A 14,105-nucleotide genomic window follows, 5' to 3' on the forward strand; every position below is an offset into this window, starting at 1 on the left:
ATGGGATAAATATGACAAGAAAAAAAGAGTCATTAGCAATAGATAAAATTTTTGAGGAAATTAGTGACTTTCTCATTATTGGTTTGACTGGCAGAACTGGTTCAGGTTGTTCAACTTCTGCCAAAATTCTATCTGCTGAAAGCTTAGATCTACCCGATCCTGGACAGTCTCATTTTGTCGGTAATGAGCAGAGGAAATATAGGATTGTAAAGAAATATATTGAAAAGAACAGAAAGCCATTTGAATGGCTTCAAGTTAGAACAATTATAACGAGTTATATATTAAGGTTGAATTTCTCGTCATTCTGCATGTTGGTTAGTGATATTTTAAGTGTTGAATTAAGTTTGGTTTCTGAGCATCTTGCTGACTTCAAAAGTGAATACATCAAGTCTAGTGATAGAGTTAATTCGTATTTTAAGAAGGATGTAAATACAGTTGAGAACTTAAATGCAGGTAAGTTAGAATGTTATGATATGTTTTTTAAATGGTTGCCAGGCTTTTCGAATGAATTGAAATCCAGATTGTTAGGGATACAATCTGGTGGGTATACTAAAATATATCAAGTCGTAGGAGATAATATTAGGTCTTCAGGAGCAGCTAACATTAAGGAGTTTAATCAAAACTTCATATTTTCTTTCCCAACTATGATAAATAGGATAATAAAATCAGCTCGATATGTATGTAGTATGAATGCTAAACCATGTAATATAGTAGTTGACGCTATTCGTAATCCATATGAAGCCGTTTATCTTAGAGATAGGTATTCTGGATTTTATCTTATGTCAGTAAATACTGATAACGATAATCGTTTGAAATATTTAATGGAAAGTCATAAGTTTACATCAAGTCAAATTAAAGAGTTGGACAGTAAAGAGTATCCTGAAAAGTTGTCTGGTTACAATAAATATATTTCTCAGAATATTCAAAAGTGTATTGAGCTTGCGGATATACACATAAATAATCCTCGTGAAAACCAATTTGGGCATAGTGAGTTAAGGGCTCAGTTGGCTTGGTATGTGGCTTTAATGCTACATCCTGGTTTAGTCATGCCAACATCAACAGAAAGCTGTATGCAGATAGCATATAGTGTCAAGCAGAACTCGGGATGTATTTCTCGTCAAGTTGGTGCTGTTGTTACCGATGAAAGATATTCAGTTAAAGCCGTTGGGTGGAATAATACGGCAGAAGGTCAGGTTCCATGCTTATTGAGAAGTGCTGAGGATTTATTAAATGGATTCGATGAGGCCGCTTATAGTAAATATGAAAAGAATAATATTGAATTTAGAGATGTTCTTCATGAAAAATTTAACTTAATTCGTAGATATAGTCATCTCGATGGACGTAATCTATCTTTTTGTTTTAAAGACCTTCAGAATCAAGTTGAACAGAAGAAAAATCAAGTACACACACGTTCTTTGCATGCGGAAGAAAATGCTTTTTTACAGATATCTAAGAATGGCGGGCAAGGAGTTAAAGGAGGTATTTTATTTACAACTGCTAGCCCATGTGAGCTCTGTGCTAAGAAAGCTTATCAATTAGGAATTTCTAAAGTTGTATTTATAGACCCATATCCAGGGATTGCAACTCCTCATATTATTTTGTGTGGTGCTCACCCTCCTAAGCTTGAATTATTTAGAGGAGCTTTAGGAAGAGCTTTTTATCAATTATATCAACCTATCATGCCATATAAAGATGAACTTGAAGTCTTACTGGACATAAAAGGTGGGGTTGATAAAAAGGATATAACAATTCGCAGACTCAAGACAGAGGCTGAAATCCTTACTTCAGAGAATGAAAATCTAAAAGAAACAATTATGAAATTACAACTAACAATTAGTAGTGAAAAGTAATAAAGAAACTTATATTCTATTTTTGGGTCTTAAATTTAGTTCTTTGGTGTTTAACGAGCCACACATTGTTAAATTTACAAAGTGTATGCTTGTGAAAAGGCATACAGATTGCTAGATGGGTTGGCGGGATTAAGCATTGGCATGGAAGTGACCGTTGACGGCATGGATGCCGTCGTCGAGCCCTCATGGATGAGTTTATGGCGTGTCACTGGAATGACAGTGCTTAATTATCAGCGATGTATTGGTTAAGTTAATGAATAAATTAAATAAAAAGGCGCCTAAGCGCCTTTTCTACTATTCAGCTATGGGTAAACCACCCAAAACCTCAGATTTGATTACAACTCTCTATTAAACAATCAGATCATACTCATCTTTGAGTATCTTAATGATATCTGCCTTTGGATTCGCTGGCAGTGGGATTGGGGCGCCAGTCACTTTCTCGGCAACGCCGGTGTAAGTGCGTGACACTTGCATCATGGCCTCTAATGGCAGGTCATTATCACGAGCGAGGGCTTCACGCTCTGGCATTCTGTCTTTATTTAGCAATACATCAGGATCGGGGAAATGATTCAGCAGGAACTGGCGGAACCCCTCTTTAGAGTTTTCTAAAATCTTGCCATCGCGGTAGGCGGCGCCGTCCCAAATGCGTGATGAGTCTGGAGTACCGACTTCATCCATATAGATAAGTTTTGAATTACCGTCTTTGTCGGTGACATAGCCGAACTCAAATTTAGTGTCGACAAACACTTGATCAATGTCGGCCAGCGCTTTAGATATTACCTTAAAGCCGTCTTTTAACAGCTTCTCGTACAGGTCAATATCAGCAAGCTTTTCAAAGCCAAAGGCTTGGTAATTGGCTTCGATGTCGGCTCGGCTGATGTTCACGTCATCTTGGGCGGGCACGCCTGGGATGCCGGTTAAAATGCCCTTAGTCGATGGGGTGATTAACAGCTCTGGTAGCTTTTGATCTTTCTCTAAGCCTTCTGGCAGTGTAATGCCACAGAATACTCGCTCACCTTTTGAATAAGCGCGCCACATTGAGCCGGTGATGTACTGGCGACAAATGGCTTCAACTTTAATTGGACGGGCTTTTTGTACTATCCATACGAACGGGTGTGGGATATCCAAAATATGGCTGTCGGCTAGGCCGTTTTCGGCGAACAGTTTAAACCAATGATTAGAAATCGCGTTTAATGCCGCGCCTTTACCGGGAATACCTTTGAGGCCGCCTTCACCGTGGAAGATACAGTCGAAGGCCGAGATACGGTCGCTGATCACCATGATGGCGAGCGGAGTATCTTCAGGGACGTTGTAACCCTTAGTAGTAATTAAGCGGCGACTGTCAGCATCGGTGAGCCAGTAAACGCTACGAACCTTGCCGCTGTGGACTGGGCTGTCGGTGCGGATAGGCAAATCGTTATTGATGGCTAATACGGAATCAGCAAGACTCATGACGAGTATTCCTTAGGGTAGAGAGTGTAGGGATTAGGTTTTTATAAGTATCGGTTTGCAGATGGGCAGTGGCGTTAGCAACAGCCTGATTCATTGCAACCGCTTTATTATTCGCGCTTGGCTTAGGGCGTAAAGCGCTCAGCCAGTTTGCGGGATTTGATGTTAAATTTTCAGCAGTAATAATCTTATTAGTGAGCGGCATTTGAATGGTATCTGCAGGAGATAATGCTTGAGGAAGAATAAACGCAAAGCAAGGTTGGCACCACATTGAGCGTGGTTCGCAGGGGGCGATTGCCGTAGTATTTTGCTCGAAAATGCTCACCATTAATCCGAGATAACCTTGTTTTAGACTGCCGCTAAAAAGTGGCAGCATTTTACCTTTTTTGACCAAATTTGCCACGGCTATTTATGTGGATGTGTGCGTTTTACAAGAGAATTAGGCTATATCGTTAAACATTCCATTGGGTAAAGTGACTTAATAGTATAAAGCAGTTGTATGTTGGCGCGCAGATAGTCACACTTAAAGCCATTGTAGATTTAATCTCTAAAATAAATAATATCAATAGGATAGGTTGGTATGGCGCCAGTTGTAGAGCCCAATACGGCTTTTAAGGGAAATGATTTTTTATCAAAACACTTTAATGGTTTGTCCGAAATAGCACAGGAGTGGCAAGGAATAGAGTTTGAAGATTGCTGCTTTCAAGATTGTCATTTTAGCGAGAGTATTTTTCGTAAGTGTAAGTTTATCGATTGCCGCTTTGTGCGCTGTAACTTGAGTTTAGTTAAAGTGCCTCAGTGTCAGTTTAGTGGGGTAGAGTTTGAAGAGTGTAAATTAGTTGGTATAGATTGGACCCGCGCCGCATGGTCGCGTTTAGCCTTTGCTGCGCCATTTTCTTTTAAACAATGCATCTTGAATGACTGCTCCTTTTTAGGTTTGTCATTAGATGAAATCATCATTGAAGAATGCAAGGCCCATGATGTGGATTTTCGCGAGGGCAGTTTCAACCAAGCTAATTTCACCTACACGGATTTTAGTCATAGTCTGTTCGGTCGTAGCCAATTACTTGAAGCCGATTTTAGTGAGGCTTCCCATTACGATATCGATATTTTTAACAATAAAATTAAGGGCGCGAAATTTAGCCGCGACGAAGCGATTCGCCTACTTAATTGCCTCGATATCGAGTTAATGGATTAATCTACTGTTCGTCGTTGTATTGTTAATGTATTTCAATGGCCGTTTGATTTTGTAATACCGCCTAGTTTTACTAGGTGGTATTTTTTTGCTTGTTTTTTCCTTATCTGAGTCGTTGTTGCTTTATTTTTTTTGGCTAGTGCTGGCTTAAAGCGCTATAGGCGATTAACGACTTAGCTGTACTCTTTTAAGTTATTTTTTGATGTATTTTAATATGTTTTACTTATTCAAATATATCTAAAATAAAGCAATTTATTGATATTAATAATATTCCTCTGTCACCACCCGAAAGTCTGTGTTTCCTGCCGTTGATCCTATTCACGTATTTTTAGCCTTTTTTTTAATTTTAGTTGCGACAGATCACAGTCAACTTGTTGATGTGGTTTACCACAATATCCGCCTACCTCTTTTGGAATAACAATAACTGTGAAAATCCGCAGTGGATTAAATTTGTAATATCAAAGATATAAAAATATTGAAATAAAAAAGTAAAAAATCAGCCAGCGAAGCGTATTGCGTCATCGCTAATCTGCGATACGAGTGGAATGAGTGTGATGGAGGTAACTATGATTGGACTTAATAGGCGGACCTTTTTAAAGGGAGCGGGGGCAAGCGGTGCAACGTGCGCGTTAGCCAGTTTGCTGCCCGGTAGCTTAGCCGCATTAGAGAATAAGCAGCTAAAGGGTATGGGCAAAGATATTACCAGTATCTGTGAAATGTGTTCGACCCGTTGCCCGATTTCGGCGCGGGTGATTGAGGGTAAAAATGTTTTTATTAGTGGTAATAAAGCCGCTAAAGCTTTTGGCGGTAAAGTGTGTGCCCGTGGCGGCGCAGGCCATAGTTTATTGTACGATCCGCAGCGTATTGTTAAACCGTTAAAACGGGTTGGCGAGCGTGGCGAAGGTAAATGGGCCGAGATTAGTTGGGATGAAGCCTACCGTTTAATTGCGGATAATTTAAATAAAATCAAAAAACAACATGGCCCAGAGGCTGTGGCGTTCTCGTCTAAATCTGGCTCACAAGAAAAGCATTTGTTTCACCTCGCGACCGCTTTTGGTAGCCCCAATACTTTTACCCATGCCTCGACTTGCCCCGGTGGTTATGAAATTGCCGCTAAGGCCATCTTTGGTACTAAAGTTAAGCGCGATTTAAGTAATTCAAAATACATCATTAACTTCGGCCATAACCTGTACGAAGGCATCAATATGTCCGAAACCCGCGGCATGATGGCGGCGCAAATGGACAAAGGTGCCAAGCTGGTGGTGTTTGAACCAAGATTCTCAATTGTGGCTGATAAGGCTGATGAGTGGTACGCCATTCGTCCCGGTACTGATGTGGCCGTTGCCTTGGCGTTATGCCATGTATTAATTGAAGATAACCTTTATAACAAGGCGTTTGTTGAACGCTATGTTGAAGGCTTTGAAGCCTTTGCTGTTGAGGTTAAAGCCTATACGCCTGAATGGGCTGAAACGATTTCTGATGTGCCAGCTAAAGATATTCGCCGCATTGCCCACGAATATGCCGCTAAGGCGCCCCATGCCGTGGTGGATTTTGGCCATAGAGCCACCTTTACCACTGAAGAGTTTGAGATGCGCCGCGCTTTGTACGCCGCTAACGTCTTGATTGGTAATCTTGAATGTAAAGGCGGGATTTATATCGGCCAAAAACCGGCGGATTACAACAAACTCGCTGGCGAAGATGTAGCCCCCGTACTTGGTAAACCCGGCATAAAAGATATGCCTAAACCCCAAGCTAAGCGTATCGATCAGGTGGAAGAGCAATACGCCATGATGTGGACCTCAGGCGGCGTGTATCAAACCATTCTCGATGCGACATTAAGCGCTGTGCCTTATCAATTGCACGGCTGGGTGATGTCACGCACTAACCCAATGCAGACGCTGACCGACAGAGCTCGGGTGGTTGAAACCTTGAAAAAGCTCGACTTTGTGGCGGTGTGCGATGTGTATATTAGTGAAACCGCCGCTTATGCCGACGTGATTTTACCCGAATCGACCTATCTTGAACGTGACGAAGAAATTGCCGATAAATCCGGTAAAAACCCTGCTTATTATGTGCGTCAACGGGTTGTTGAAACCTTAGGTGACACTAAGCCATCTTGGCAGATTTTTAAGGATATTGGCGTGGCGATGGGTCTTGGCGAGTTTTATCCATGGGAAAACATGGAGACACTGCAAATGCTGCAGGTTAACCGCGATACAGATCTACTGCGACGCATTAAAGACGAAGGTTTTGTGAGCTTTGGTAAACCGCTAATGCTACGCGATGCCAAAATGGTGGCTGATTTTACTAAGGCTTATCCAAGCGCGCGGCCGATGGACGATGATGGTACTTACGCCAGCGTACTCAGCTTTAAAACGCCCAGCGGTAAAATTGAACTGAGTTCTGCCAAAGTTGAAGCGATGGCGCCGGGGCGCGGGGTGATTAAGTTTCGCGAAGTGACACTCAAAAAAGCAGATGAGTTGTACTTTATCCAAGGCAAAGTGGCGGTGCATACCAATGGCGCAACCCACAATGTGCCTATGTTGGCAAGCTTGATGTCGGATAATGCCGTATGGGTTCACCCTGTTACAGCGGGCAAGTTAGGGATCAGCAATGGCGACCCAATCCGGCTTACCAGTAGTGTGGGCACTGAAGAAGGTCATGCCTTAGTCACACCGGGTATTCGCCAAGATACCGTGTTTGCTTATATGGGCTTTGGTTCTAAAAACAAAGAGTTGGTTAGAGCGACAGGCAAAGGTATCCACTGCGGTAATTTACTTCCCCATGTTACAGCTCCCGTGTGCGGTATGACAGTGCACACCACGGGCGTCACGCTGGCAAAGCGCTAATCGGAGGCTTAAATGAATAAACGATATGTAATGGTGCACGACGAGAATAAGTGCATTGGCTGCCAAGCTTGTAACGTGGCGTGCCGCAGTGAAAATGGTGTACCCGAAGGCGTAACCCGTCTACAGGTGCGTGTTGAAGGGCCGTTTGGAGAAATGCCTAATCTGCATTTTAAATACCACAGAGTATCTTGCCAGCAATGTGAAGATGCACCTTGCGTAAAGGTGTGCCCAACGGGCGCGGCTTATGTGGGTGAAGACGGTATTATTTCTATCCACACCGATAAGTGTGTCGGCTGTATGTACTGCGTGGCTGCGTGTCCTTATAAAGTACGCTTTATGAACCCAGAAACCAAAGCGGCAGATAAGTGCAACTTCTGTAAAGACACCCGCTTAGCGCGTGGCGAAGAACCCGCCTGCGTAACGGTATGTCCAACCGATGCCTTAGTGTTTGGCGATGCTAATGATCCACACAGTGAAGTCGCCATCATGCTCAACACTAAAATAACCTATCAAGATAAAACCCACTTAGGCACTAAGCCTAGGGTATATCGCGTTCCTACCAAAAGAGGGGGGATTGGATTATGAACAATACTTGGGGCGATATGGCGCAATATGATCCCGTCACTTGGCACTGGGTCATTGCCGTCTACTTATTTATGGCGGGGTTATCCGCCGGCAGTTTATTGATTGGCATTAGTTTACGCTGGGCGAATAATGAACTCAGCACTGGTGCTGAAAGCGGTATTCTCAAAGCGGCTGCCATTATTGGACCAGTAGCAATTAGCTTAGGTTTGGCTTGCTTAGTGTTTGATTTAACTAAACCATTCCATTTCTGGCTGATTTTAATTCACTATAACTTCCAATCTGTGATGGCTATTGGTGTACTCGCGCTACTGGCTTATTCGCCCTTAGCGTTCGCCTATGCGGTGTTAGTGCTGCGGGATGACTTACCCAAATGGGGTTTGGGTTTCCTCACTCCTGTCGCTAAGTTACTTATGCCATTTAGAAAACTGATTGAAGTGCTGCTGTTTGTCCTCGCCATTGGCGTTGGCGCTTACACTGGTTTCTTAATATCGGCGATGAATGCTTATCCAATGCTCAATACAGCGGTATTACCGGCGCTATTTTTAGTATCAGGTTTATCGGCGGGAGCGGCGGCCAATGCGTTATTGGCGTTAGTGATGTTTAAAACCGATAGCCACGATAAAACCTTAGTGAAGATGCACGGTTTAGAGTTGCCCGTAATGGCGATTGAAATCCTGCTACTGTTCATGTTGTTTTGCGCCTTGTACTTTAAAGGTGGCGCGGCGGCTGCGGCGTTGGCATCGTTAAGTTCTGGTTTATGGGCTAGCGTGTTCTGGGTAGGGGTTGTTGGAATTGGCTTTGGTATTCCGCTGCTGTTTATGCTGTTACCAGCTGCGACGCGTCACACTAAGGGGGCAATGATTATGGTGGCGTGTGCTAGCTTAACGGGCGTGCTCGCCTTAAGACATTTTATTGTATATGCAGGACAAAGCTATTTAAGTTGAGCGTGAACTGGCTTTAGATATTGATAGATAAAGAAAAGCACTGATAATATCAGTGCTTTTCTATTACCAGAATGCAAAGGTATTTTACCCGTAAAGGACAACTTATTAGGCTAATAGCTCAATAACGGATTTCACCGTTAATACTAAGGCACTGATACTGCAAAGAATCAAAGTCGCCATTTTAGTCTTATCTTTATCGACTCGGCCCACTAATCGCCCCGCGACTAAATAACCTAAAATCACCGAAGGTAGCAACATTAACGACAACCACAGGTGCTTTATTTCTAATAAGCCAGTAATCGCCAGAATCCCCATGGCAATGGCAGAGCTAAAAATAAAAAAGGCAGATAGTGCAGCACGAAACTGTGAGGCATCTTTACCTGCTAACAGTATCGCCATCGGTGGGCCACCGATGGCGGCGATATTACCGAAAATCCCTGAGACGATCCCCGCACCGAAAAGCGTTTTTTTATTCACTGGTAGGCTAAATTTGTACAGGCTAAGAATAACCGCTACGGCCACAATGGCAGCGATAGATAAACCTAATATGGATTGTGGCGCAAACAACAACAGGCTTGCGCCGATAAAACCACCAGGCACTCGGCCGATAAGAGCATATTGCAAGCCATTGAATTCTAAGTGGCCACGCTCGCGCATTAAGGTCAGTAGGGAGATTGTGAACCCCATTGCAATCACGGGACCAGGTACAAGCTGTGGATTGATAATATACAGTAGTGGACTGGCGACAACCGCAAGACCAAATCCAATCAGGCTCTGAGTTAAAGCACCAAGAAACACAGCTAGCGAGGCTAAGGCGAGTGTTTGCGGGTCAATCATTGAAAACATAAGTATTCCTAATACTCAAACAATCTCAAAATGTGCATTGTGTGTTGAGGGTATTTGGATATAAACAAAAAGGGATCGTTAACGATCCCTATTGATGAGCACTGTGATATTTGATGCGATGAATCGCTATTCCATATCTTCCCACTCGATTCCCATTTGATCCATCAACAACTTGGCTTCAGAAGGAATACTATCAGGACTGTCTTTTGACAGATCTTCATCATTCGGCAATGGCTGGCCAGTATAGGCGTGCAAAAATGCTTCACACAACAACTCGCTGTTGGTGGCGTGACGCAAATTATTGACCTGACGACGAGTTCGTTCGTCCGTAAGGACCTTAAGCACTTTGAGCGGAATAGACACAGTAATTTTTTTTACTTGTTCATTCTTCTTGCCATGTTCAGCATAGGGGCTGATGTATTCCCCATTCCATTCAGTCATTGACTCACCTGTTATAACGCTAAATTCGGGGCAGATTTTAAACTCTTACCAACAACAGTCAAATTATTGCGACTATTTCTTTATGATGCAAATAGATTTCTTTATGTTTAGACGTCTAAACGTCTTAACTCCTATTGACGATAGCGCTGGGCTTAGGTACATTTAGACGTCCAGACATCTCTATCTGTCTACCGAATTTAGGAGCCCATCCATGGCAGAGCATCAATTAGCCACACTGGCAGTGCGTCAGGGTATCGAAACTGATACCCAATATGGCGCAGTAGTGCCACCGATTTATTTGTCGACTAATTACGCCTTTGATGGTCATAAAAATCCCCGCGAATTTGATTACAGTCGTTCAGGCAATCCTACTCGCTGCATTTTAGGCGATGCGTTAGCGCAATTAGAAAAGGGGGCCACTGGCATAGTGACTTGCACGGGCATGGCGGCCATCACTTTAGTCACTACCTTACTTGGGCCTGATGACTTATTAGTTGTGCCCCACGATTGCTACGGCGGCTCTTACCGTTTATTTATCAACTTAGCAAAGAAAGGCCAATTTAAGCTAATTGTGGTTGACCAAACCGACAGCCAAGCGTTAGCGATTGCGATAGCACAAAAACCAAAAATGGTGTGGCTCGAAACCCCATCGAACCCATTATTGCGCGTGGTCGATATTGAGGCCATTGCTAAAGTGAGCCATGAGATTGGTGCGCTGGTGGTGGTCGATAACACTTTTTTATCGCCGATATTGCAACAACCCCTATTGTTAGGCGCGGATATTGTTATCCACTCCACCACTAAATATATCAATGGTCACAGTGATGTGGTTGGTGGCGCTGTGATCGCCAAAGATGCACAAATCGGCGAAAACTTACATTGGTGGTCGAACACGCTAGGCTTAACTGGGTCGGCTTTTGACAGTTACTTAACCCTGCGCGGTCTGCGTACTTTAGCGGTACGTATTCGTGAGCATCAAGCCAATGCCCAGCGTATTGTAGCCGTGTTAACCCAAAGCCCTGTGGTGAGCAAAGTCTATTATCCTGGTCTTGCGGATCATCCCGGTCATGCCGTTGCCGCTAAGCAGCAAAAAGGCTTTGGCGCTATGCTGAGTTTTGAGCTCAAGGGCGGCGAGGCCGAAGTCGTAGCTTTTTTAGGTGCGCTCAGGTTATTTAGCGTGGCAGAAAGCCTAGGTGGCGTTGAAAGTTTAGTGGCAGTGCCTGCAACTATGACCCATAGAGCAATGGAGCCGCAGGCGCGTTTTGAAGCGGGCATAAAAGAGACCCTATTGCGTCTGTCGGTGGGGATTGAAGATGCCGCCGATTTAGTTGCAGATATTCAAGCAGGACTTGCCGCAGCTGCGGCTTGTCAGTAGAGGAATACTAGATGGCACGTTGTCACTTACACAAATTTGGTGGCTCCAGTTTAGCGGATGCCGATTGTTATCGCCGAGTCGCCCATATTCTATTAACCCACGGTCATAGTGATGATTTAGTGGTGGTATCTGCTGCGGGTAAAAGCACCAATTTCCTGTATAAATTACTATCGCTGCGTGATGCTGGGCAATTATGGCAAGAAGAATTACAGGTCTTAATTAGCTACCAACAAGGTTTGATTGAACAACTGTTATCCAGTGAGCAGGCCCGCGATTTACGCGAGCGTTTAAGTACCGATAGATCGCAATTAGTGACTTTGTTATCACTTGAACAGCATAACGAATACCAAGTGAATTACGTGGTCAGTTTTGGCGAGCGTTGGTCGGCTCGTTTGATGGCGGCGCTGCTGCGCGAATCTGGTGTGGCCGCAAGCCATGTGGATGCCTGTTCCATTTTAATTGCCGATGAAGCCGCAGTACCGCAAATTCGGCTGCAAGAATCCCGTGCTAAAGTACAAGCGTTATTGGCAACGCACCCAAATGAGCGACTGGTTATCACAGGGTTTATCTGCGCCAACGAGCGTGGTGATACGCTATTACTTGGCCGTAACGGCTCAGATTTTAGTGCTAGCTTAATTGCCAGCCTTGCCGATATTGAGCGGGTAACCATTTGGACTGATGTAGAAGGGGTGTTCAATGCTGACCCGAATAAAATCAACGATGCCAAATTACTGAAAAGCATGTCTCTTGCTGAAGCCGACCGTCTAGCGCGTTTAGGCTCACCGGTATTGCATTGCCGCACTTTGCAGCCGCTGTTTAATACCGAAGTGAGTTTAGCGGTGCGCTCAAGTTATGCATCGCACACTGACTTTACCTTGATTGCTCCCCACAGTTCGTCAGCGAGCGCGCCTGTGGTGACGAACCTCAATGCAGTCGTGCTGTTCGGCTTTAAGCTCACGGGCGAATTAACAAGCCTATTAGATTCGTTGATCGCAGCGGGTTTAACACCATTAGCCCATTGGACGTCTGCCCATCAAAGAGTTGAGCTGGCCTATACCGCTGAAAATCAAAAACAAGTTCAAATATTACTCGACGCTCAAGAGCAAGCATTAGGGATCAGCGATCAGCAGATCAACACAGATCTCGGCCTAGTGGCATTAGTCAGTGCTGATGCTGAGCATTATCGTCGCAGTTTTGCTCGCTTACTGAGCCGTGACGCTAAACCTTTGTTTAGCGGTGACTTAAGTCTGGTGACTTTGGTACCACAGTCGCAGGTCAATCTGTTAACGCAAAAGGTGCATCGCCGCTGTGCAGGCCCGCGTAAGCGCATTGGCGTTTTATTGCTGGGTGTAGGCAATATCGGTGAAGCATGGGTTGATTTATTTAAGTCGGTTTCAGTATCACTTGACCATGAACTTGAAGCTAGCGTTGAGCTAGTCGGCTTAGTCAGTTCGAGTAAAGCCCTAATAAAGCCCGCAGGGATTAATCTTGCGGCGTGGCAGAGTGAGTTTAATACTGAGGCAACGCCTTGGCAGTACGAGCATTTGTTCGAGCAGTTAGAACAGGTTAAATGTGATGAGCTGGTGGCCTTAGATATCAGTGCCAGCGCCAGTTTAACCTTGCAATACCCTGAGCTATTCGAGCGCGGTATTCATGTGGTCAGTGCTAATAAACTCGCAGGATCAGGCCCACTGCCTTTTTACCGTGAGTTAAAGCAGCAGTTAGGTAACCGTCGTTTATTTTGGCGCTATAACGCCAGCTGCGGCGCAGGTTTGCCGATTCAACATGCGCTGAATGATTTGCGTAACAGCGGTGATAGCGTTGAGGCCGTGGGCGGGATTTTTTCTGGCACCTTGTGTTGGTTATTTGAGAAATACGACACCAGTAAGCCATTTTCTGAATTAGTGGTTGAAGCCAGAGGCTTAGGTATTACTGAGCCCGATCCGCGCGACGATCTTTCAGGTCGCGATATGCAGCGTAAACTGCTTATCTTAGCCCGTGAGATTGGCCTTGAAATCGAGCTCGAGGATATTGAACTGCGCTCACTCGTACCAGCCGATTTGGCCGATATTCCCTTAGATCAATTTATGGCTCGTATTGGCGAGTTAGATAACGATTTACTGCAGCAATATGGCGCAGCGGCGGAGCAAAATAAGGTGCTCAGATATGTGGCATCTTTAGATAATAGCGGCCCGGAGTTAAAAGCCGAAGTCGGCTTGCAGTGGATTGATGTCCATCATCCCTACGCTAACTTAACCCCAGGTGATAACGTGTTTGTGATCCGCAGTGCCTTCTACCAAGGTAACCCGCTGATCATCCGTGGACCGGGTGCAGGACGCGAAGTGACCGCGGCGGCAGTGCAGTCTGATCTGACACAGATCTGTCGCGATCTGCTACAGGAATAGCCGAGTGTGATCGAAGCAGCTTACTTATTGAAGGACTCATTCGAGTCCTTTTTTATTGGCTAAAATAAATTACTGCATCGCAGCTAATAAAATACGCGAAGTGGGCATTTTTTGACTTGACTTACATCTTAGTTTCTCTAGTATATGGACATGTAGACGTCTAAAC

At 44.4% G+C, this 14,105-nt stretch carries 12 protein-coding genes; 8 read left to right on the forward strand and 4 right to left on the reverse strand.

All coding sequences use genetic code 11. From position 1 onward, the window contains the following. The first annotated feature begins 11 nt into the window (after window positions 1-11). Window positions 12-1,850 (forward strand): cytidine/deoxycytidylate deaminase family protein, encoded by a 1,839-nt coding sequence (locus C9I43_RS00770; protein ID WP_107881483.1) that lies wholly within the window; start codon window positions 12-14, stop codon window positions 1,848-1,850. 108 nt (window positions 1,851-1,958) lie between these two features. Then, entirely contained in the window at window positions 1,959-2,099 is a 141-nt protein-coding gene (locus C9I43_RS18855; RefSeq protein ID WP_159436983.1) for a hypothetical protein, read from the forward strand. Between the two features lie 99 nt (window positions 2,100-2,198). On the opposite strand, the gene C9I43_RS00775 is transcribed toward C9I43_RS18855, so the two are convergent. After that, window positions 2,199-3,302 carry a phosphoribosylaminoimidazolesuccinocarboxamide synthase gene (locus C9I43_RS00775; protein WP_076499181.1) on the reverse strand — a complete coding sequence of 368 codons (1,104 nt, stop codon included), beginning with the start codon at window positions 3,300-3,302 and terminating at the stop codon, window positions 2,199-2,201. Further along, window positions 3,289-3,675, reverse strand: coding sequence for a hypothetical protein (locus tag C9I43_RS00780; RefSeq protein ID WP_107881485.1), 387 nt, complete (start codon window positions 3,673-3,675; stop codon window positions 3,289-3,291). The genes C9I43_RS00775 and C9I43_RS00780 overlap by 14 nt, the downstream gene beginning before the upstream one ends. Window positions 3,676-3,879: 204 nt before the next feature. Between C9I43_RS00780 and C9I43_RS00785 the strand changes: the two genes are divergently transcribed. From C9I43_RS00785 to nrfD, 4 genes are all read left to right on the forward strand, one after another. Next, complete coding sequence (locus C9I43_RS00785; RefSeq protein ID WP_076499176.1) at window positions 3,880-4,497, forward strand: pentapeptide repeat-containing protein; 618 nt, start codon at window positions 3,880-3,882, stop codon at window positions 4,495-4,497. 563 nt (window positions 4,498-5,060) lie between these two features. Continuing rightward, entirely contained in the window at window positions 5,061-7,343 is a 2,283-nt protein-coding gene (gene phsA, locus C9I43_RS00790; protein WP_107881487.1) for a thiosulfate reductase PhsA, read from the forward strand. A gap of 12 nt (window positions 7,344-7,355) precedes the next feature. Continuing rightward, complete coding sequence (locus C9I43_RS00795; RefSeq protein WP_076499170.1) at window positions 7,356-7,928, forward strand: 4Fe-4S dicluster domain-containing protein; 573 nt, start codon at window positions 7,356-7,358, stop codon at window positions 7,926-7,928. Continuing rightward, window positions 7,925-8,872 carry an NrfD/PsrC family molybdoenzyme membrane anchor subunit gene (nrfD, locus tag C9I43_RS00800; protein ID WP_107881489.1) on the forward strand — a complete coding sequence of 316 codons (948 nt, stop codon included), beginning with the start codon at window positions 7,925-7,927 and terminating at the stop codon, window positions 8,870-8,872. Before C9I43_RS00795 ends, nrfD begins: the two co-directional genes overlap by 4 nt. 105 nt (window positions 8,873-8,977) lie before the next feature. On the opposite strand, the gene C9I43_RS00805 is transcribed toward nrfD, so the two are convergent. Both C9I43_RS00805 and metJ read right to left on the reverse strand, forming a co-directional pair. After that, window positions 8,978-9,718, reverse strand: a complete 741-nt coding sequence (locus C9I43_RS00805; RefSeq protein ID WP_107881491.1) for a sulfite exporter TauE/SafE family protein — start codon at window positions 9,716-9,718, stop codon at window positions 8,978-8,980. Between the two features lie 126 nt (window positions 9,719-9,844). Beyond that, window positions 9,845-10,159 carry a met regulon transcriptional regulator MetJ gene (metJ, locus tag C9I43_RS00810; RefSeq protein WP_076499165.1) on the reverse strand — a complete coding sequence of 105 codons (315 nt, stop codon included), beginning with the start codon at window positions 10,157-10,159 and terminating at the stop codon, window positions 9,845-9,847. Between the two features lie 211 nt (window positions 10,160-10,370). On the opposite strand from metJ, the gene metB reads away from it, so the two are divergent. Continuing rightward, entirely contained in the window at window positions 10,371-11,534 is a 1,164-nt protein-coding gene (gene metB, locus C9I43_RS00815; RefSeq protein ID WP_107881493.1) for a cystathionine gamma-synthase, read from the forward strand. Between the two features lie 11 nt (window positions 11,535-11,545). Then, entirely contained in the window at window positions 11,546-13,939 is a 2,394-nt protein-coding gene (locus C9I43_RS00820) for a bifunctional aspartate kinase/homoserine dehydrogenase II (protein WP_107881495.1), read from the forward strand. Window positions 13,940-14,105 lie beyond the last annotated feature (166 nt).

This window comes from Shewanella morhuae, assembly GCF_003028295.1.
GTDB lineage: Bacteria > Pseudomonadota > Gammaproteobacteria > Enterobacterales > Shewanellaceae > Shewanella > Shewanella morhuae.